This is a genomic window from Nocardiopsis sp. CC223A, from assembly GCF_030766825.1.
Lineage (GTDB): Bacteria > Actinomycetota > Actinomycetes > Streptosporangiales > Streptosporangiaceae > Nocardiopsis.
Map to the genome: position 1 here is coordinate 1 of NZ_JASFDV010000103.1, position 21,563 is coordinate 21,563.

A 21,563-nucleotide genomic window follows, 5' to 3' on the forward strand; every position below is an offset into this window, starting at 1 on the left:
GGCGCCTGGGCACAGGCCCAGGACGCCGAGCGCGCCCGCTGGGACGCCCTGCTCGCCGACGGCGACGGCTACCCGGGCGCCGCCGCCACCGACGGCGGCGCCGCGACACCGGACCTGCCGGTCTACCCGCCGGTGTCCCTGGCCGCCGAGGACGCCCCGGTCACCTACGCCGACGGGTGCAACCAGACCACCATGGACGCCGAGGTCATCGTCTGCGAGTACGGGCCCGGCGGCGCGGAGTACACGGTCGCGCTGGTGGGCGGCTCGCACGCCGCGCACTGGTTCCCGGCCCTGGAGGCCATCGCCGTCGAGAACGACTGGCGGCTGCTCAACATCGTCAAGGGCGCCTGCCTGTTCACCGACGCCCCGCAGACCTACAAGGGCGAGCCCTACACCTCATGCGCCGAGTGGAACCGGGGGGTGATGGCGGAACTGGAGCGGCTGCGGCCCGACACGGTCTTCACCACCGGCACCACCACCAGCCTGGACACCTCCGCCGGGTTCGGTGAGGAGCAGGTGGTGGACGGGTACGTGGAGCGCTGGCGCGAACTGGGGGAGTGGGGCATCGAGGTGGTCGCGGTGCGCGACACCCCCAGGTTCGGGTTCGACGTGCCCGGCTGCCTGGCCGAGGCCGACCCCGGCGACCCGGACGCCTGCACCACCGAGCCGGAGCGGTCCCTGGCACCGGTCTCCCCGCTGGCGGGGGCCGCCCTGCCCGCGAACGTGACGGTGCTGGACCTGACCGACCTGTTCTGCGACGCGGACGTGTGCCGTCCGGTGATCGGCAACGTGCTCGTGTACTGGGACGGCAGCCACATCGGCTCCACCTTCATGCGCACCCTCGCCCCGGAACTCGAACGCCGCTGGCTCCTCGCCGACCCCCGCTGACGACCCGGAGCGGCGGCTCGGCTGCGGGTGAACACTCGCAGAACACCGGGAGTCCGATGCGAGGACGAACGTCGCGAATGTGCGGAATCGACCATATTGAGTACCAGTCTCACCGGGCCGCAAACCTCTGGCGCATGTCCAAAAAAGGACACTTTCTTTTTTGAGCCGCTTATGTCACCGAAACAGCACCGTGTGCGCATCGGGACGCGGTTCTTGTGATGTGGGTCACGATTCCCTTGCTCACTCCTGGTTGCTAATGTCCCGTTCCGTCTCAGGACGACCGCCACCGGTCGCGCCCGGATGGCGCGGCACCCCCTGCTCGGTGATCCCCCGACCCTGGGACGAGGAAGAGCCTCGCCATGCCCCGCCGTGCTCGGGTGTGGGGTGCCGCCGTGCTGGCCCCCGTGCTCCTGCTCCCCGTCCTGTCCACCCCCGCCCACGCGGAACAGGAACCGGCCTCCGACACCCCGGCCGTCTCCACCACCGGGCTGATCGACGACCGGGCGGCCCTCACCCTGGCCGCCGAGACCGGCGAGCCGGTCGAGGTCACCGCGGCCACCACCGAGACCACCCGGCACCTGGCCAACCCCGACGGCAGCTTCACCATGGAGCAGAGCGCCCTGCCGGTGCGGGTCCGCGACGAGGACGGCTGGACCCCCGTCGACACCGGCCTGGTCGTCGGATCGGACGGCGCCCTGCGGCCCAGGGCGGCGGTCGCCGACCTCGTCTTCTCCGGCGGCGGGGACCGGGACCTGGTGAGCATCGGCCTGGGCTCCAACAGCGTCGCCCTGGGCTGGCACGAGGACCTGCCCGAACCGGTCGTCGACGGCGACCAGGCCACCTACCCCGACGTGCTGCCCGACGTCGACCTCGTGATGACCGCCGGGGTGGACGGCTTCGGCCAGGTGCTGGTCGTGCACACCCCCGAGGCCGCGCAGCACCCCGACCTGGCCGAACTCCAGCTCGCCCTGTCCTCCGAGGGCGTCACCGTCCACCAGGGCGCCAACGGCAACCTCGACGCCGTCGGCGACCAGGGCGGGCAGAGCGTGTTCACCGCCGTCGCCCCGGCCATGTGGGACTCCGCCGGCGTCGAGGAGACCGGCGAGGACCCCACCCTGATGGCCCCGGCCTCGGCCCGCACCGAACTCCTCGACGTCGACGTCACCCCCGACGCCATCAGCCTGGTCCCCGACCAGGCCATGCTCACCGACACCGCCACCGCCTACCCGGTCTACATCGACCCCTCCGTCGCGGTCAGCCGGGTGGGCCGCACCTACGTCGACGCCAAGTACCCCAACCAGTCGTACTGGAACTACCCGACCTCGCACGACCCCGGCGTGGGCTACGAACCCCAGGACGGCACCACCAAGCGGGCCTTCTGGCGATTCTCCGTCGACTCGCGCACCCGCAACGCCACCATCACCGACGTCACGTTCCGCGCCAAGGTCACCCACGCCTACGGCTGCGGCAACGCCAAGATCGAACTGTGGCGCACCAACGCCATCACCTCCTCCACCACCTGGAACTCCCAGACCTCCGCCTGGAAGACCAAACTCGACACCAGGACCATCAACGCGGGCCGCTCCAACTGCCCGGGCGGCGCCTCCCCGACGGTGGAGTTCGACGCCACCGCCGGGTACGTGTGGAGCCGCGACGCCGGCCACCAGACCACCACCCTGGGCCTGCGCGGCAACGAGTCGAAGTCGTCGAGCAACTACGACTGGCGGCGCTTCGACTACAACCCCACGCTCCAGGTCGACTACAACAACCCGCCCGAGGTGCCCGTCCAGGTCTCGGACTCCCACGGCGGCGCCTGCTCACCCGATCCCGACAAGCCGCGGCTGATCAACGAGACCCGGCCCACGTTCACCGCCTACGTCCGCGACCGCGACTCCACCTCGGCCAGCCGCCAGAAGGTCAAGACACGCTTCGCCTGGTGGGTGGACGGCGTGCGCATCGACGACGTCGACAGCCCCATGACCGACGTCGCCGTCTGGAACTCCGGGTCCTTCCAGTCTGCCCGGGCCACCGCCCTGCCCGAGAACGTGCTGATCACCTACAAGGCCAACGCCAACGACGGCACCTCCTGGTCGGGGTGGACCGGGTCCTGCTACCTGATGGTCAACACCTCGCGCCCCGACCAAGGACCGGCGGTGGCCTCCACGGACTATCCGACCGGTGAGGACTTCCACGGGTCCCCGGGGCTGCCGGGTGAGTTCACCTTCAGTAACAACGGGGTGGACACGGCCGAGGAGTACCACTACGGGTTCAACGACGACTCCTGCACCACCAAGGTGACCCCGTCGACCCAGGGCGGGTCGGTCACACTGGCCCTCACCCCCCGCCAGGAGGGGCCGAACTGGATCTACGCCCGCACGGTGGACGGCTTCGGCAACTCCTCGGACTGCGTGCTGGTGTACTCCTTCCTGGTGGCGCCGCCCAGCGACCCCGTCGCCCACATCGGCTTCGACGAGGGTGAGGGGAACCGGGCGGTCGACGCCATCGACCCCGACCGCGGCGCCACCCTCTCCGACGGCGTCGACTGGGTGCGCGGCCGTGTCGGCACCACCGACAACCCCGACACGAACCCGACCCCGCGCATGAACGGAACGGCCGTGCACACCAGCGGCTACACCGACGGCGACCCGGGACCCTATGACCAGATCAACGCCGACTACCCGGCCGTGGACACCTCCGGCACCTTCTCGGTGTCGGTGTGGGTCAAGCTGGACCGCGCCTACGCCCACCACACCGCGGTCGCCCAGGAGGGCACCGAACAGAGCGCCTTCCACATCGGATACCAGGGCAACACCGGTCAGTGGGTGTTCAAGATGTCCCCGGAGGACGAGTACTGGGACGGCTCGCGCCCGTGGGCCTCGGTGATGTCCACCGAGCCCGCCGAGATCGGGGTGTGGACCCACCTGATGGGGACCTACCACGAGGTCACCCGCGAGCTCACCCTCTACGTCGACGGCGTCGAGCAGGGGCAGGCCACCCACACCGGCGGCTGGAACGCCACCGGGCCGCTGACCGTGGGACGGGGCCTGTTCCAGGGTGCCGGAAACTACTACTGGCCCGGTTCTATCGATGACGTCAAGGTCTGGGACCGCATGGTCTACGACCAGACCGTGTCCGATGACGAGCCGGAGAACGAGATCTGGCGCCTGGCCAATGCCCCGCTCGCCCCTGAAGGCCGCTGGAAGCTCGACGAGTACGACGGCACCCAGGTCCTCGACTCCACCGACCACGGGTTGGACGCCACCCTGCACGGCGACCCGCTCACCGCATGGAACCTCGCGGAGAACGGCGCCACCGGCTCACCGGGCGTGCGGCTCAACGGCACCGACGAGTACGTCGAAGCCCCAGGCCCGGCCCTGCGCAGTGACCGCAGCTTCAGCGTCGCCGCCTGGGTGCGCCTGGACGAGACCGGCGAAGGCTTCAACACCTCCGCCGTCAGCCAGGCAGGTACCTACCAGAGCGGATTCCACCTGGGCTACCAGGGGTCAAGCAACGCGTGGACGTTCAAGATGGCGCCCCACGACGACAGTCCGACCTCCGGGTCCACCGGATGGACCTACGCCTACTCGGCCACCCCCGCCCGGTTGGGGGAGTGGACCCACCTGGTGGGCGTCTACGACCACACCCGCGGCGAACTGATCCTGTACGTCAACGGCCTCGAAGAGTCCCGAACGCCTGTCGATCACGCCTGGCACGCCGACGGTCCGCTGCGGATCGGCAGCGCCCAGCACACCGGCACCAACACCTACCACTGGAGCGGTGACATCGATGACGTCCATGCCTACCAAGGTGTCCTGAGCCTTCCCGGACTCGGCGAGGTCCGCAACGGCGAGTTCCCCGCGCTACAGAGCTGACTTCTCCCCCGTGATCGTCTCCCGGGCCTTGCGGCCAAGGGGACTAGAGGAAATGGAAAACGCTGTGACCCCCCACGGTGAAGTTCCCGTTAGTCATGGTCGGATCCGCAAGGGCCTGACCTACACCACCGCGCTCATCGTGGTGGCCGGGCTGCTCAATGCCCTTCCGGCCTCCGCGCTGGCATTCAATCCGCGCCCCGAGGTCGAGGACGTCCCCTCGGTGGAGGGATCCGCCCTGGTCTCTGCCGCCATCGCGCAGGATGACGCGGTGGCCGAGGCCGAGGTCACGAAACCCGAGAAGGTCGACTGGCCCGAGGGCGCTTCCGTCGATGTCGACCTGGCGGGCGATCGTGCGCGGACTTTCGCCGTCCAGGAGGAATCCCCTGTCACGGTGACCGCTCTGACGGGGGAGGAGTTCGCCGACTGGGAGGTTCCCGAGCACTGGGAGGAGTTCGCCCCCGAACCGGAGGACCTCGGACCCGACTCGGAAGCGGAGGAGACGCCGGAGCCCGCTGCACCGAACACCGGCGAGGAGGAAGGGCCCCGTGGCGAGCCCGATACCGACTCCCCGACCTGGGGCGAGAACGGCGACGGTGACGCTGAGCCCTCCCCGAGCGCGGACCCCTCACCCACCCGGGACGAGAACCGCCGCGAGCCAACCGCGCCCGACGGGGCCGAACCCGATCTCGATCCCACTCTGGACCCCGAGCCGGTCGAGGCGGTCCAGGTCGAGGTCCTGGACCGCGAGACCACCGAGGAAGCCGGCGTCAACGGCCTGCTGGTGCACGTCACCCGTACCGACGACTCAGCCTCCCTGGCCCCGGTGCGGATGGACGTCGACTACTCCGACTTCGCCGCCGCGTTCGGCGGTGACTACGCCTCCCGCCTGCGCGTCGTCGAACTCGACCCCTGCGTGCTCGACGACTCCTGCGCCGACGACGACACCGTCGCCTTCGACTCCCCCGAACTGCTCGACAACGACACCACCGAGCAGAACCTGTCCGCGGTGGTCACCGCCGCCCCCGCCCAGGGCGCCCTGTTCGCGATGGCCGCCGCCCCGGCGGGCGGCAACGGCGACTACGGAGCCACCGACCTGGCGGCGTCCTCTTCCTGGAACGTCAACGCCCAGGCCGGCGACTTCTCGTGGTCGTACGGGTTCCCGGTCGCCCCCGCACCCAGCCAGCTGATCCCGTCATTGGGGGTGAGCTACTCCTCCGGCGGCGTGGACGGGCGCATCGCCACCTCCAACAACCAGACCTCCTGGATCGGCGACGGTTTCGCCTACGCCCCCGGTGCCATCGAACGCCGCTACGCCGCCTGCGTCGACTCGGGGCACGACACCGGTGACCTGTGCTGGAACACCGACAACGTCACCCTGTCGATGAGCGGCCACTCCGGCGCCCTCGTCAAACACGACGACGGCAGCTACCGGCTCTCCAACGACGACGGCACCAAGGTCGAACGCCTCACCGGCGCCACCAACGGAGCCCACGAGGGCGAGTACTGGAAGGTCACCACCCCCGACGGCACCCAGTACTTCTTCGGCCGCAACCGGCTGCCCGGCTGGTCCAGCGGCGACCCCGAGACGAAGTCGGCGCAGACCATGCCGGTCTACGCCGCCGAGTCCGGCCAACCGTGCTACGACTCCACCTTCGCCGACTCCTGGTGCCAGCAGGCCTACAAGTGGAACCTCGACCACGTCGTGGACGTCCACGGCAACGTCATGACGTTCTACTACAACGCCGAGACCAACCACTACGGCCGCAACCTCACCGGCACCGCCACCCCGTACGTGCGGGCCGCCAACATCGCCCGCATCGAGTACGGGCTGCGCAGCGACGACGTGTACGCCACCGCCCCCGCCCGGGTCGTGTTCTCCACGTCCGAGCGCTGCCTGCCCACCGAGTCCTTCGACTGCGCCGCCGACAAGCGCACCGACGGCGACGCCGAACACTGGCCCGACGTCCCCCTGGACCTGGACTGCACGTCCGGGACCTCCTGTACGGGTCGGCACACACCCACCTTCTGGTCCACCAAGAAGCTGGACGCGATCACCACCCAGATCCGCCAGGACGGTGAGTACACCAAGGTCGACACCTGGGCGCTGGAGCACTCCTTCCCCGAGTCCGGGGACGGCACCGGCCCCACCCTGTGGCTGGACTCCATCGAGCACACCGGCCACGTGGGCGGCACCGAGACCCTGCCCAAGGTGACCTTCGCGGGCACCCAGATGCCCAACCGCGTCGACGCCACCGACGACGACATCGCGCCGATGCTGCGCTGGCGCATCACCTCGATCTACACCGAGACCGGCGGCCACCTGGACATCACCTACTCCGAACCGGAGTGCGAACCGGGGAACACGCCGAAGCCGCACGAGAACACCAAGCGGTGCTACCCGGTCAAGTGGACCCCCGAGGGCGGGGTGGAGCTGACCGACTGGTTCCACAAGTACGTCGTCACCGAGGTCAACGAACTCGACCTGGTGACCGATCAGCCCGCGATGACCACCGGCTACGACTACGTGGGCACCCCGGCCTGGCGGTACACCGAGGCCGACGGGATGGTCAAGGACAAGTACCGCACCTGGGGTGACTGGCGCGGCTACGACCGCGTCATCGTCCGCACCGGACGCGGGGAAGACCCCATCAGCGAGACCGAGTACCTGTACTTCCAGGGCATGGACGGCGACAGGCTGCCCGACGGCGGCGAACGCGAAGTCTCCATTACCGACTCCCAGGGCGTCGAGCACACCGACCACAAGGAGCTCAACGGCACCCTGCGCGAGACCATCGTCCGCGACGGCGCGGGCGGTGAGGTGATCTCCCGGGAGATCAGCACCCCGTGGCTCAAGAAGACCGCGGAGGTCACCCACTCCTGGGGTTCGCAGTCCGCCCACATGATCCAGACCCGGCGTGTGGACCGGTTCGCCGTCAAGGCCGACGGAACCTGGTTCCACACCCGTCTCGACAACACCATCAACGACCGCGGCGCGGTGACGCGTGTCCGCGACTTCGGCGATGTGGACGTCACCGGAGACGAGAAGTGCGTCAACACCACCTACGTCCACAACACCGACAAGTGGATTCTCAACCTGGTCTCGCGTAGCGAGAACCTCTCCGTCGACTGTGAACAGACCATCGAGCGTCCCCGTGACGTGGTCACCGACGAGCGGGTGTCCTACGACGGCGGCGCCCACGGGGCCGCCCCGACACATGGCCTGCCAACCAGAACCGAGAAGCTCGACACCTACGAGAACGGCAGCCCGGTCTACCAGACCGTGTCCCAGGCCGCCTTCGACTCCCGTGGTAACACGGTCTCCGAGACCGATGCCAACGGCGGGGTGAGCACCACCGAGTACTCCTTCACCGCTTCGGGCCTGCCCAACGGGGTCACCGAGAGCAACCCGCTCGGGCACGAGACCAGCAGCGTCATCGATCCCGCTCGCGGTCTCCCGCTGTCCCAGACCGACGCCAACGGCCGCACCATGAACATGGCCTATGACCCGCTGGGCCGACTCACCGACGTGTGGCTGCCGGACCGGGACCCGGACACCCAGACGCCCACCACCGAGTTCGATTACCACATCCGCCAGGACGCGCCGACCTCGATCGTCACCCGCACCCTCAACGCCCACGGCGGGTACACGGAGAGCTACGAGATCTTCGACGCGCACCTGCGGCTGCGCCAGACCCAGGCGCCCGCCGTCAACGACGGTCGCCTGATCACGGATACCTTCCACGACAGCCGCGGCCAGGTCGTCAAGGTCCGCAACACCTACCACAACGAGGAAGATCCCTCCGACACGCTCTTCGTCGTCGCCGACGACGCCCAGATCCCCCAGCAGAGCGAGACGGTCTACGACGGGCACGGGCGCGTCACCGACGTCCTCCACATCGCCTTCGGTGAGGAACGCTGGCGCACCAGCACCGAGTACCAGGGGGAGCGCTCCCTGCTCACCCCGCCCGAGGGCGGTATCGCCACCGCGTCCATCAGCGACGCCCACGGCCGCCTGGTGGAGGCGCGCACCTACACCGGCGGGACCCCTGCGGGCGACTTCGAGGCCATCACCTACGAGTACACCCCGCAGGGGCAGCTGGAGACGGTCACCGACCCCGAGGGCAACACCTGGAACCACGCCTACGACCTGCGCGGCCGCCTGGTGGAGACCGAGGACCCCGTCGCCGGCACCACCACGATGACCTACGACGACCTCGACCAGCTGGTCGCCAAGACCGACGCCCGCGGAGAGACGTTGGCCTACGTCTACGACTCGGTCGGCCGCCAGACCGAGCTGCGCGATGACGACCCCGAGGGTGCGCTGCGGGCCTCGTGGGTGTACGACACACTGGCCAAGGGGCACCTGACCTCGTCCACCCGCTACGTCGACGGCAATGCCTACACCAACCGGGTCGTCAACTACGACAGGTTCTACCGACCCACCGCGACCGAGATCCTGATCCCGTCCAGCGAGACGGGCCTGTCCGGGCGCTACCGCTTCACCACCTACTACAACCCGGACGGCAGTGTCCAGTCCCAGGGCTATCCGGCGGCTGGCGCACTCGGTGCCGAGACCATGACCTACGAGTACAACGTCCTGGGACTGCCCATCAAGGCGGGTTCGAGATTCGGCCAGTACGTCACGGGGACCACGTACAACAACCTGGGTCAGCTCACCCAGCGCAGCATGGACCGGGACACGGCACAGTCCTTCCATCCGACCTGGATCACCCGGCACTACGACCCGACCACGGGACGGATGTCCCGGACCAGCATGGTCCCGCAGCTCGGGGTCACCGGCTCCCTGGCCGACCAGCACTACGCCTACGACGACGCGGGCAACATCCTCAACCTGCGTAACGAACCCACGGCTGCCCACCTCCAGTCGGACGTGCAGTGCTACGACTACGACCACATGCGGCGCCTCACCGATGTGTGGACACCCGATGCCACGGGTGAGAGCGCCTGCCAGGCGGCTCCGTCCGAAGACGGTCTGGGCGGGGCGTCCCCGTACTGGCACTCCTACACCTACGACACCCTGGGCAACCGCACCACCGAGACCCGCCACGACGCGGTCGGGAACACGGTGCGCACCTACACCCACGGTGATGCCGCAGGGCTGCGGCCGCAGGCGCTGACCCAGGTGGAGGAGTCGGGTCCGGCGGGGACGGGGCTGGAGGCCTACGACTACGACGCCTCCGGCAACATGACCCAGCGGACCACCGCGGGTCGGGATCAGGAGCTGGAGTGGGATGCCGAAGGCAACCTCTCGTCGGTGACCGAGGAGGACGGGGGAGTCACCTCCTACGTCTACGACGCCGACGGCGGGCGGCTGATCCGGCACGCACCGGACGCCTCGACTCTCTACCTGTCGGGCATGGAAGTGCGGTTGGACAAGACCTCGCTGATCAAGGAGGCGACGCGGTTCTACGCCTTCGGCGGTGAGGGTGTGGCGGTGCGGGAGAACGACGGGACCCTGTCCTGGTTGCACTCGGACCATCACGGCACCGGCCAGGTGGCCGTCGATGCCCGGACCGGTGAGGAGACGCACCGGTACATGACGGTGTTCGGCCAGGACCGGATGGCGGAAGGGGAGTGGCCGTCCGAGAGGGGCTTCGTCGGCGGCACCATCGATGAGTCCACGGGTCTGACCCAGTTGGGCGCGCGGGCCTATGACGCGTCGTTGGGGCGGTTCATCTCGGTGGACCCGTTGATGGATCTGACCGACCACCAGCAGATGCACGGCTACACCTATGCCAACAACAACCCCGCGACGTTCGAGGACTCCTCGGGGTTGATGCTGTGCATCGATGTGTGCGGTCCAGGCGGGTATCTGATTATTCCGCCGACGGGCAACAACCCGGGCGGGATGTACGACTACTCCAATCAACAGATCGCTTACCACAACCCGCAGACGGGGTGGACGCCGTGGTACTCCAAGCCGAGCCCGGCGTCGGGCTCCTACCAGGGCCAGGCGTCTCCGGAGCACCAGGCCGCGCAGCGTGAGTTGCGGGAGGCCAAGGAGAAGCTGGTCAAGGCCGCGACGGGTCTGGCGCAGTTGGTGGCCGATGAGTTGGGGATCACGGCGGGGTTGGAGTGCTTCACGACGGGGAATCTGGCGGCGTGTGGTGAGACGGCGCTGAACGTGGCGTTGATGTTCGTGGGCGGGTTGCCGGCGAAGATCGCGGCGAAGTACGGGTTGCGGTGGGGCAAGGCGGTGGAGCTGGGCCGCAAGCTCGCGGAGCTGGGCGGCGAGCTCGTCAGCGGGATCAAGGGCCTGATCAAGGCGAAGAAGAAACTCGACGCCCTACCCGAGCCCACATCTTGTCCCATCGGGAACAGCTTCGTACCGGGCACACAAGTGGTGATGGCCGACGGTTCGCCCAAACCCATTGAAGAGGTCGAGACCGGGGATAAGGTCCTGGCCACTGATCCGGAGACCGGTGAGCAGGCCGCACGCACGGTGTTGGCCACGATCGTTGGATCGGGTGCCAAGGCGTTGGTGGAGATCACCATCGACCCCACCACCGAGCGCGACGCGCCTGAGGGTGAGACCCTCACCGAGAGTGTGGTCGAGATCGACACCGAGGGCGCGGGTATCCCGGGTCCGGTGGCGGTCGGGGATGTGGTCATCGCGACCGACGGCCACCCCTTCTGGGTTCCGGAGCTGAAGGCGTGGGTCGACGCGATCGACCTGGCCCCGGGTATGTGGTTGCAGACCTCCGCCGGTACCTGGGTCCAGATCAACGCGATCCAGACGTGGTCCCAGTCCGCCACGGTCCATAACCTGACCGTCCAGGGCGTCCACACCTACCATGTGTCCACGGGGTCCCTCGACGTCCTCAACCACAACTGTGGTTTGTCTAATCGTGCTTCGGATGCAGAACAGGCCATTGAAATTCAGGCCGCTGAGAGAAGAGGTGTTTCTCCTGTGGTACTGGGGGATGGTGCTGGGTTTGGAGGGCTGACCTCGGCTCTTGGCGGGGAGTCAAAATTTAAATGGGTGGTCGCGCAGGGATCGTCTGGTTCCAGTGAACTGCGTGTCATGCCTGCTGAGGCAGGTGGGGGAAGTGGTGGATGGCCTCGAATGGAGATGGCGCATACGGTATTGGCTGGGCGTGGGGGGAGTGTCTTGTCTGCTGGTTCGGGTTCAGTGGATGATCTCCTCGGAATGGTATTCATTAATAACGCCAGTGGTCACTTTAGGCCTGGTGATGACTTGCTGGGGATCGGAGTCGGGGCTTTCAGGAGGGCTGGAATTGATGTAATTTCTTCCACGTACAAGGATTTGTGATTCCAGTGGAGCATTCTCGAATTCCGGACGAAGGTGCCGTATTCTCGGTCTCTGACCCCGCGGAGATCGTTGAGATGGCGTCCTTGGCGGGAGAAGCTGGACTCTCCAAGGATTGGTGGATCACGCTAATTGCCTCCTGTACTTCTAAGTTCGGTGCGGCTGAGGGGGATCCCGTTTCGGTAATCCTTTGGGGGGGAGTCCTCCTCCGGGTCCTCTCCATTGCGGGGGAGGCTGGAGGGCTTGGATGGGCGTACATTTTGCCCAAGCGGGTCAGTGCTAATTTAAATATTGCTGGCGCTAAGATTGAGATCGAAAATAGGGTCGGCGAAGAATACGATGAAGTTTGGCGAGGCTTTGTGCAAGATTTGAAAAAAGAGGGAGAAAGCTTGAGTAAATTTAGGAACGATGTGTCGCTCGGTGCCGACCTCTTGAGGTTCCCATCGGGAAAGAAAAGGGCTTATCAGATATCTGAAGTCCGGTCCATGCTTCGCGAAATCCTCTTCCATCGGGAAAAGATGGCGGCGGAAAATAGATCGGAAATCGATTTATGGGTTTCTTTCCTTCGGGTTCGATTCGAATAATTTTTCCGTGAGAAGAGTTCCTGAGTCTGAGGATAATAACCTGACGCTTGTGTGGTGGAAGTTGACGGTTTGACCAAGCCCAGCGAGGGGGTCGAGGCCGGTGATGAGATCTTGTCCACCGCCCCGGAGGCGGGTGAGCAGTCGGCTCGTACGGTGCTGGCTACGATCATCGGTTCGGTTTCCAACGTCCTGGTGGAGATCACCACCGATTCGACCAATGAATGTGGAGCCTGAGGCCAAGGCTGTTTCTGGGGATGCGGTTTAGGTTGATATTGAGAATGCGGGTGTCCTGAGCCCGGTGGTGGTCTGGGATGTGGTCACCGCGGCCTTCAATAAGCCTTTATAGGGACCAGAGTTGGCAGCCTGGTTCGAAGCATTTGATCTGGCTTCAGGAATATGGCTTCAGGCCTTATCGACTTCAATGTTCTGCGGGCTGTTTTCCATAGGAAGGAAGATTTTCGACATGCCCTACCGTGCTCGGGTGTGGAGTGCCGCCGTGCTGGCCCCCGCACTCCTGTTCCCCGTCCTGTCCACCCCCGCCCACGCGGAACAGGAACCGGTCTCCGAAACCCCGGCCGTCTCCACCACCGGGCCGGTCATCGAAGGCAGCACCCCTGAGACACCTGTCGAGCTTTCGGACTTCCATGGGGGCGCTTGTTCCTCTGACCCCGATGCCCCTCTGTTGATCAACGAGGTGGCGCCCAATTTCACCGCCTACGTCCACGATCGCGACTCCACGTCGTCCGGTCGGCAGAAGGTCAAGACCGAGTTCGCCTGGTTCGTCGACGGTTTCCGGATCGGCGGTGCGGAGAGCCCTTCCACCGACGTCGCGGTCTGGTCTTCGGGTTCCTTCCAGTCGGCCGATTCCTCCGGACTGCCCGAGGACGTGCTGATCGCCTATCGCGCGCGGGTCCATGACGGCACCTCGTGGTCGGGCTGGTCCTCGGACTGCTACCTGAAGGTCAACACCTCGCGCCCCGACCAGGGCCCGGCGGTGACCTCCACCGACTACCTGGCCGACGGCATGGCCCACGGCTCCCCGGGGCTGCCGGGTGAGTTCACCTTCAGTAACAACGGGGTGGACACGGCCGAGGATTACCACTACGGGTTCAACGACGACTCCTGCACCACCAAGGTGACCCCGTCGACCCAGGGCGGGTCGGTCACACTGGCCCTCACCCCCCGCCAGGAGGGGCCGAACTGGATCTACGCCCGCACGGTGGACGGCTTCGGCAACTCCTCCGACTGCGTGCTGGTGTACTCCTTCCTGGTGGCGCCGCCCAGCGACCCCGTCGCCCACATCGGCTTCGACGAAGGTGAGGGGAACCGGGCGGTCGACGCCATCGACCCCGACCGCGGCGCCACCCTCTCCGACGGCGTCGACTGGGTCCGCGGCCGTGTCGGCACCACCGACAACCCCGACACGAACCCGACCCCGCGCATGAACGGAACGGCCGTGCACACCAGCGGCTACACCGACGGTGCTCCCGGACCGTTTGACGAGATCGACACCGATCTCCTGACGGTGGACACCTCCGGCACCTTCTCGGTCTCGGTGTGGGTCAAGCTGGACCACGCCGACGCCGATCACACCGTGGTAGCTCAGGAGGGCGCCCGACAGAGTGCCTTCCGTCTCGGCTATGACGACGACAGCGGCCGGTGGGCGTTCGAGATGTCACCGGAGGACGAGTACTGGGACGGGTCACGCCCATGGGGGTCGGTCCTTTCGTCTGAAGCCGCCGAGGTGGACGTGTGGACCCACCTTCTTGGAACCCATGATTCCCGGACAGGAGAGTTCATCCTGTACGTCGACGGAGTCGAGCAGGGCGAGGCCACCCACACCGGAGGGTGGAACGCCACCGGGCCGTTGACCGTAGGCCGGGGCCTGTTCCAGGGCATCGGCGACCACTACTGGCCCGGGGCGATCGACGACATCCGTGTGTGGGACCGCATGGTCCATGACCAGGCCGTGTCCGACCACGAACTCGAGAACGAGGTATGGCGCCTGGCCAACCGTCCCGTCTCCCCTGAAGGCCGCTGGACCCTGGACGAATACGACGGGACGCAGGTCGCCGACTCTACCGACCGCGGCTTGGACGCCACCCTGCACGGTGACCCCCTCACCGCGTGGAACTTCGCGGAGAACGATGTCACTTTTTCGCCGGGGGTGCGGCTCAACGGGGATGGTGAGCACATCGAGACCTCCGGGCCCGCCCTGCGCACCGACCGCAGCTTCAGTGTCGCCGCCTGGGTACGCCTGGATGAAACCGCCCAAGGTGCGGATGCCACGGCCGTCAGCCAGTCCGGACAGTACCAGAGCGCGTTCCACCTGGGTTATCAGGGATCCAACGGTGGGTGGACCTTCAAGCTCTCACCCCATGACGACTCGTCCGCTCCCGGGTCCGAAGGGTGGAGCCGCATCTACTCGACCACGCCGACCCTGCTGGGGGAGTGGACCCACCTGGTGGGCGTCTACGACCACACTCGTAAGGAGATGGTCTTGTACGTCAACGGCCTCGAAGAGGCCCGGACGAGTGTGGACCACGCCTGGCACGCCGAAGGCGGACTGCGCATCGGCGGAGCCCGGCACCAGGGTGTGAACGACCATTACCACTGGACCGGCGATATCGACGATGTTCACGTCTACCAGGGTGTTCTGAGCGAGCGGGACATAAACCGCGTGTACATGGGGGAGTTCCCCAACATCCAGATCTGAGTTCCCTCCACAAATCGCACATCCCTGAGCCCTCTGTGATCGTCGCCGTGCCGTGAAGGTGCGGGGAGTGATCACAGAGGGCGGTGCCGAGTCCCAGCAGTTCGAGGACCGGTCCTTGCCCATCGAGGAGGTCGAGACCGGGGACGAGGTGTTGGCCACCGACCCGGAGACGGGTGAGCAGTTGGCGCGGACGGTGTTGGCGACGATCGTCGGTTCGGGTTCCAAGGTCCTGGTGGAGATCACCATCGATCCCACCACCGAACGCGACGCCCCCGAGGGCGAGACCGTCTCCGCGGGTGTGGTCGAGGTCGACACCGAGGACGCGGGTATCCCGGGTCCGGTGGCGGTCGGGGATGTGGTCATCGCGACCGACGAACCCCCCTTCTGGGTTCCGGACCTGAAGGCGTGGGTCGACGCGATCGACCTGGTTCCGGGTATGTGGTTGCAGACCTCGGCCGGCACCTGGGTCCAGATCAACGCGGTCCACAACCTGACGGTCCAGGGCGTCCACACCTACCATGTGGCCACGGGGTCGCTCGACGTCCTCAACCACAACTGCAATGATATTAATTTGGGGCTAAACGAAGTCGACGGTGACAACATGGCTCTCGCTGATTTTTCTGACCGTGTGGGAGCAAGTCACTATAGGGACTGGTCTTCCGAGGGGGATGATTGGGTTCGAGAATTTAAAGATTATGCGGCGGATGGGGAAACAAATATCCACTTTAACCTCGATGGGATCGATGATCCGGTCGCCTGGGCTGATAGGGGGGCGGGCTTGGGCCCGATTTTCGATGGCCATGCTACGGCTTGGGAACTCAGTGTAATTCGGGATAGTCCATCTGCGTTGTCTCGAAACAGCTTCTATCGAAGAGGGAGCCGTGTTGAAAACCCCTTCTCCTGAGTCCGAATCAGGTAATGGTGAAGAGGATTCGGCTATGAAACCGGGATTCCGCCTGCAGATCGATGGTGTTGTCCGGCCCTGGAAATATTCGGTTTCACATTCTTGGCTTCATATGGTGGCAAGGGGGGGTGGAAAAATAGGGATTGTTGTTAATTTCTACGATGTTAGGGCGGTCAAGTTGAAGAGTTTGTACAAGTCTCCTGGTCTTGCTCTGATTGACCCTGCGAGCGCCGTCTTAGAAATCGATATGGCGAAAATTTCCGGGCGGGGGGGTATTTGTATTGCAATTTTTGATGGCGAGTCGATCGACTATGTAATTTGCGGAAGTTGCACTGTCAAGGAAGTCGAGTTTCTCAATCCGCGCCTTCCTGGTGCTGATTTTGTCGATATTCGCGTGATCAGGAAATTTTCAGCTGGGAGTGCAAAGGGAAATTAGTCTTTTATAATGGTCTATTTTTTCCTTGAGTGCCGGTACCCCGGGTTCCGGTGGCGGCCGGGGATGTGGTCATCGCGACCGACGAACCCCCCTTCTGGGTCCCTGACCTGAAGGCGTGGGTCGACGCGATCGACCTGGCTCCGGGTATGTGGTTGCAGACCTCCGCCGGCACCTGGGTCCAGATCAACGCCATCCAGGCCTGGTCCCAGCCCGCCACGGTCCACAACCTGACCTGACCGTCCAGGGCGTCCACACCTACCATGTGCTGGCCGGGCTGACCCCGGTTCTCGTTCACAATTCGAACTGACCCACCAATGCCAAGATTCCTGCCGATAATCTTCAAGCTGCCGGGGCCACCCGACCCGCGGATACCGCTGCGCACCACATCGTAGCCAGCACCTTCCCGAAGGCCGCATCAGCGCGGCAGCAACTATCCAATTTTAAAATTGATGTCAATGATGCGAGCAATGGCATTTTCCTGCCGCGAAGTTCGGCATCCTCTAATCCGATGGGGGCATCGGTTCATTCGCGAATTCACACAAATAACTACTATGCTTGCGTCAATGACTTGATTGGCGGAGCGAGAAACGCCAATGAGGCTAGAGATGTACTGAGTCATGTGCGGAGGCAACTGCAAGGCGGTTACTGGCCGTAGTGGCGAGCGCACCCCTGCCACGGTATGTTCGTATCTTGGTGGCTGTACCACCGCAGGGTGGTGGGAATTTTTGAAGCATGCGAGGGGGCTAGTGATGAGGCGATCGATTGAGTCTGCGCTAAGTGCGGCACAAGGTATATTTAACCAGCTGGGATCGAGTCGAGAATTTCCCACTTTCGGAGAATTGATGGTAGCCGTTCGCGGCTTCGAGCGGATCGAATTCGATGTCCCCAGCGGCCCTGATTCTGATGGATTTTTGTTTCAATACGGCGAGGTTAATTGGTTTTCTGAGCCAACATTCACTCTGGGTTTTGTGCGCCAACTGGAAATTTTTGATGCCAAAGAGGGGAGCGTGGGTTATTTGCAGGTTAATATTGAATATGGATATCGAATTGATGCCGACTTGGAGTCGCTTGAAAGTCGCAACTCGTGGTGGTTTCGCAATGGGGTAGTGTTGTTTGATGAATGGCTTGAGTCGGTGAAGGCCGATCCTGTTTGGATGGTCGTTCGAGAAAAGATTCCTAGACAATTTTATGTCTATCGAGATTTGGTCTAAAATTATTTTTAATACTCCAGTTGCACTTTGAAATCTCGGTCTGAGCAACCCCCGGACATGAGACGGCCACCGCTGTGATCATGTGGGTGTGAAGGAACCAGATGATCGGCGGTGGCCGTGCCGCCTACTGTGGTAGAGGCCGACCCCGACACGTGGGAGAACGAGTTCGATGACCTGTTCTCCCAGGTCGTGGCCCCCTTCTTCGGCCGCCGGGAGCCCCGGTTGCGTGCCCGCTCCTACCTGCTGGGCCTGCTCAGCGGCCTGGAGCGCAAGAACGGCTGGTCCCTGGCCCGAGCACGTCGGCCACCACGCCCCCTACCGGATGCAACACCTGCTGGGCCGGGCCCGCATGGACGAAACCGCCCTGACCGCCTTCCTACGCGGCTACGTCACCGCGCACCTGGGCACCGACCCGGAGACGGGTGAGCAGTCGGCTCGGACGGTGTTGGCGACGATCGTCGGTTCGGGTTCCAAGGTCCTGGTGGAGATCACCATCGACCCGACCACCGAACGCGACGCCCCCGAGGGCGAGACCGTCTCCGCGGGTGTGGTCGAGGTCGACACCGAGGACGGATATCCCGGGTCCGGTGGCGGCCGGGGATGTGGTCATCGCGACCGATGAGCACCCCTTCTGGGTTCCTGACCTGAAGGCGTGGGTCGACGCGGTCGATCTGGCTCCGGGGATGTGGTTGCAGACCTCGGCCGGCACCTGGGTTCAGATCAACGCGGTCCAGGCCTGGTCCCAGTCCGCCACAGTCCATAACCTGACCGTCCAGGGCGTCCACACCTACCATGTGGCCACGGGGTCGCTCGACGTCCTCAACCACAACTGCGGAGGAATCACTGACGACATGCACGCGTCAATCCAAGATCGACACTGGAATGACGTTGCTGATGGGGTGGACTGGAATGTTCAGCGAATGTGCGAAAAATGCAATTCTGCACAAGAGGCGGCTGATCACAATATCAGTGGAATTGGCGGAGATTTGAATAAGATGGCTGACTACTTTTCCGAGCAGAGGGATCTGGGGATGACGCACGTGGATGGCAGGGCACCTGGGACAACTGCTAGGCGTGATGAGAGCAGAGTCGACTCTCGCGGTAGGGGCGTAACAATAGTCAGAAATTCATACATGATTCATGGGTATCACCAGTCTGCCGATGCTTTCAATAATATTTTTAATCTGATTGGATAGATGGGAATGTATAATAAGGTTAGATTGGAACGGGATGGGGGGAGCTACATTCTCAGCCTCACTCCAGTCCAGTTTGAGCTAATAAGGAGGGTTCTTGTTCATCTCGGTGGCGATGACTATCCCCCAATAATTGTAAAAACTGCAACCGGGGGAACCTCGGAAAATCTCTTGGCTGCAAGGGATCGTAGTGTCAATTTTCAGTCAAGATCAAACATGGATCTTAAATTGAATTTCGAGGAGGTCGGGGTCCTCGTGAGGGCGCTAGGGTTTGCTTCTCTGGATTTTTCTTCGGAAGAGTATTTCCATGCGAAGTATGGATTTTATAGTGAAAATATTCGAGCTCTTGGGAGGGCCATTTATTCTGCCTTGCAGAGACTCGAAGATTGAATCATTTTCATCTTGTTTCGCGGAGTTGACTGAGGTTTGATTGTTTGTTTCCTGGGCGGGCATATGTCCTCCCATCTGGAACTTCTCGCGCGAGGAGGGGCGTCATAGACGCCCACGACAAGCAACAACGCCGCTTGAGGGACGCAGCCCTGTTCAGGCAGGGCCAGATGCCCGATCTGAGCTTGACTCTGTCGGTGATCTTGAGATTCGGTGCACTCAGCAGTTGATGGGCTGGCACACTCCGGACGGAGAACAGCACCGCGCCCCTCGAAGCAGGGTCCCGGCAAAGTCAGGTCTGTAGGAGTCTGAGGGGTCGGGTTTCGTCGCGGATCATGTGACGGTTGGCCTCGGCGATGTTGTCGAATCCGGCCGCTCGGAGCAGCCCGATCGCGGTGCTGCGCACAGTGGCCATCACCCGGGGAGCGCTGCCCGTGCGGACCTGGGAGCGGTCCTCGTCGTAGGTGACCTCTCGAATGTGGTGGAGCTTGTTCTCGATGCCCCCAGTGCCGGCGAACCCATCTAGCCAGTGTCAGCGGAGGCGCGGTGCACCTATGGGCAGAAGTGATCAGGTAGACGGCCTCGACGCTCTTGCGCTTGGGTGAGCCCTTGGACTTCTTGCGCCAGGTGGTGCGACGGAGCCGAGCGATCTGGGCCGCGCCCTCGAAGGTGATCCATGCCGGGACCTCGGCGGTCTTGATCGTGCGGGTCTCTTTGCGGCCGTGCCCGGACTCGCGCATCGTGTGCGCGGGCACGTGCTTCCACGGCAGGTTCTTGAGCTGGGTGTACAGGTGCTTGTTGTTGGCTTTGACGGTGAAGACGTAGTGGGCGCCCCCGGCACGGATCGTGGCGGCGGTGTCGATCTGGGTGTGCATCGCATCGACGGTGACCACAGCCCTGTTGATGTCGATGATCTCGAGCAGGTCCCGTACGGCGGGGATCTCGTTGCTCTTGGCGTCCACAGCGACCTGTCCCGGGTCCGGTGGCGGCCGGGGACGTTATCATCGCGACCGACGAGCACCCCTTCTGGGTCCCTGACCTGAAGGCGTGGGTCGACGCGGTCGATCTGGCTCCGGGTATGTGGTTGCAGACCTCGGCCGGCACCTGGGTCCAGATCAACGCGATCCAGGCCTGGTCCCAGTCCGCCACGGTCCATAACCTGACCGTCCAGGGCGTCCACACCTACCATGTGTCCACGGGGTCGCTCGACGTCCTCAACCACAATGTCAACAGCCCAAGTTGCTATATCAATAAGCAGCCGGTATATGATATTCCTGCTGGCTCCTCGGGAGGTTCGGGGGCCGGAGAAAGAATCCCAAGTTCCATGTTGAGGGAATATAATATTGGGGTTCAGGCGGATGCGAGCAAACCTGTGCCACTTTGCTCCTACTGTCGCCACAATGACGCAAATGCTGTGGATCATGTTCACCCTAGATCTCAAAATGGAGACCTCACGGACGCTAATGCAGCTCCAGCTTGCACACATTGCAACAGTTCAAAACGAGACTATGGAGCCCCCAAGAACTCCCCTTCGGGATTCTCGGGAAACTGGCCACCCGCCTGGTGGCCGCCTCATATTAAGCGATGATGGGATCAATGAAGAAAGAAAATATGGTTCGCCTAAACCACATCAAGCCTCCTTTTTTAGAAGGTGATGCGGGGACTGCTGTGGTCGATCTTTCTCGGTACGGCCTTGAGGGGCAGGAGGAAGAGATCTGGGTCGAGGAGGCTGAAGTTGGTGTAGCACTGGTCTCCTCCATCCCTTTTTGTATCGATGGGCTGGCCTTGTTTGACAAAATTCGGCCAGGATTGACAAAGGGTTCGTTTGATATCCTCGACCGATCTGGGAGGGGGGTTTTTCGCGCTTTGGTGGATCAGCGCGCAGGGGAAAGTGAAAGGCAGGACTCGGCTGCCCTTTTGAGTGAATTTTTCATTAGCGTTGAGTTGGCTCATGAATGGAATGGTTTGGGTTATGTTTCCGTTGATGTCCCATCGGCTGCCGTTGTTGCCGAGGTGAAGGCCAATGTTCAAATGATAAATAATGTGATCTGGGGGTGGGGGGTTGAATGCACCAACCCTTA

General features: G+C 64.0%; 17 protein-coding genes and 1 pseudogene. 16 read left to right on the forward strand and 2 right to left on the reverse strand.

What is annotated here, in order from left to right:
- The 14 genes from QJS33_RS27905 to QJS33_RS27965 form a co-directional block, all read left to right on the forward strand.
- A partial coding sequence (locus QJS33_RS27905) for an SGNH hydrolase domain-containing protein (protein WP_306371046.1) occupies positions 1–888 on the forward strand: 888 nt, incomplete at its 5' end.
- Between the two features lie 359 nt (positions 889–1,247).
- Complete coding sequence (locus tag QJS33_RS27910) at positions 1,248–4,760, forward strand: LamG-like jellyroll fold domain-containing protein (protein ID WP_306371047.1); 3,513 nt, start codon at positions 1,248–1,250, stop codon at positions 4,758–4,760.
- A gap of 64 nt (positions 4,761–4,824) precedes the next feature.
- Positions 4,825–12,054: an RHS repeat-associated core domain-containing protein gene (locus tag QJS33_RS27915; protein ID WP_306371048.1), complete on the forward strand. Its 7,230-nt coding sequence runs from the start codon at positions 4,825–4,827 to the stop codon at positions 12,052–12,054.
- Positions 12,051–12,635, forward strand: a complete 585-nt coding sequence (locus QJS33_RS27920; protein ID WP_306371049.1) for a hypothetical protein — start codon at positions 12,051–12,053, stop codon at positions 12,633–12,635. Before QJS33_RS27915 ends, QJS33_RS27920 begins: the two co-directional genes overlap by 4 nt.
- A gap of 69 nt (positions 12,636–12,704) precedes the next feature.
- Positions 12,705–12,869 carry a hypothetical protein gene (locus QJS33_RS27925; RefSeq protein WP_306371050.1) on the forward strand — a complete coding sequence of 55 codons (165 nt, stop codon included), beginning with the start codon at positions 12,705–12,707 and terminating at the stop codon, positions 12,867–12,869.
- 229 nt (positions 12,870–13,098) lie between these two features.
- Complete coding sequence (locus QJS33_RS27930) at positions 13,099–15,351, forward strand: LamG domain-containing protein (protein ID WP_306371051.1); 2,253 nt, start codon at positions 13,099–13,101, stop codon at positions 15,349–15,351.
- 67 nt (positions 15,352–15,418) lie between these two features.
- Complete coding sequence (locus QJS33_RS27935; RefSeq protein WP_306371052.1) at positions 15,419–16,255, forward strand: hypothetical protein; 837 nt, start codon at positions 15,419–15,421, stop codon at positions 16,253–16,255.
- On the forward strand, positions 16,233–16,691 hold the full coding sequence (locus QJS33_RS27940) for a hypothetical protein (RefSeq protein ID WP_306371053.1): 459 nt from the start codon (positions 16,233–16,235) through the stop codon (positions 16,689–16,691). Before QJS33_RS27935 ends, QJS33_RS27940 begins: the two co-directional genes overlap by 23 nt.
- Positions 16,692–16,741: 50 nt before the next feature.
- Complete coding sequence (locus tag QJS33_RS27945; protein WP_306371054.1) at positions 16,742–16,927, forward strand: hypothetical protein; 186 nt, start codon at positions 16,742–16,744, stop codon at positions 16,925–16,927.
- Positions 16,928–17,013: 86 nt separating this feature from the next.
- Complete coding sequence (locus tag QJS33_RS31495; protein ID WP_372339734.1) at positions 17,014–17,346, forward strand: AHH domain-containing protein; 333 nt, start codon at positions 17,014–17,016, stop codon at positions 17,344–17,346.
- Positions 17,347–17,440: 94 nt separating this feature from the next.
- A complete protein-coding gene (locus QJS33_RS27950) occupies positions 17,441–17,902 on the forward strand; it encodes a hypothetical protein (protein ID WP_306371055.1) in 462 nt (153 codons plus the stop codon).
- A gap of 226 nt (positions 17,903–18,128) precedes the next feature.
- Positions 18,129–18,524, forward strand: coding sequence for a hypothetical protein (locus QJS33_RS31500; protein WP_372339732.1), 396 nt, complete (start codon positions 18,129–18,131; stop codon positions 18,522–18,524).
- Positions 18,490–19,098 (forward strand): polymorphic toxin-type HINT domain-containing protein, encoded by a 609-nt coding sequence (locus QJS33_RS27960; protein ID WP_306371056.1) that lies wholly within the window; start codon positions 18,490–18,492, stop codon positions 19,096–19,098. Before QJS33_RS31500 ends, QJS33_RS27960 begins: the two co-directional genes overlap by 35 nt.
- Entirely contained in the window at positions 19,099–19,485 is a 387-nt protein-coding gene (locus tag QJS33_RS27965; RefSeq protein WP_306371057.1) for a hypothetical protein, read from the forward strand.
- Between the two features lie 289 nt (positions 19,486–19,774).
- On the opposite strand, the gene QJS33_RS27970 is transcribed toward QJS33_RS27965, so the two are convergent.
- Together QJS33_RS27970 and QJS33_RS31505 are read right to left on the reverse strand one after the other, a co-directional pair.
- A complete protein-coding gene (locus QJS33_RS27970) occupies positions 19,775–19,897 on the reverse strand; it encodes a hypothetical protein (RefSeq protein WP_306371058.1) in 123 nt (40 codons plus the stop codon).
- A 145-nt stretch (positions 19,898–20,042) separates the two neighbouring features.
- A pseudogene (locus QJS33_RS31505) lies at positions 20,043–20,444 on the reverse strand (ISAs1 family transposase); the annotation flags it as partial.
- Positions 20,445–20,464: 20 nt separating this feature from the next.
- Between QJS33_RS31505 and QJS33_RS31510 the strand changes: the two are divergent.
- Both QJS33_RS31510 and QJS33_RS27975 read left to right on the forward strand, forming a co-directional pair.
- A complete protein-coding gene (locus tag QJS33_RS31510; RefSeq protein WP_372339733.1) occupies positions 20,465–21,070 on the forward strand; it encodes a polymorphic toxin-type HINT domain-containing protein in 606 nt (201 codons plus the stop codon).
- A gap of 8 nt (positions 21,071–21,078) precedes the next feature.
- Positions 21,079–21,563: DUF4265 domain-containing protein (locus QJS33_RS27975; RefSeq protein ID WP_306371059.1), on the forward strand; the 485-nt coding region annotated here is incomplete at its 3' end.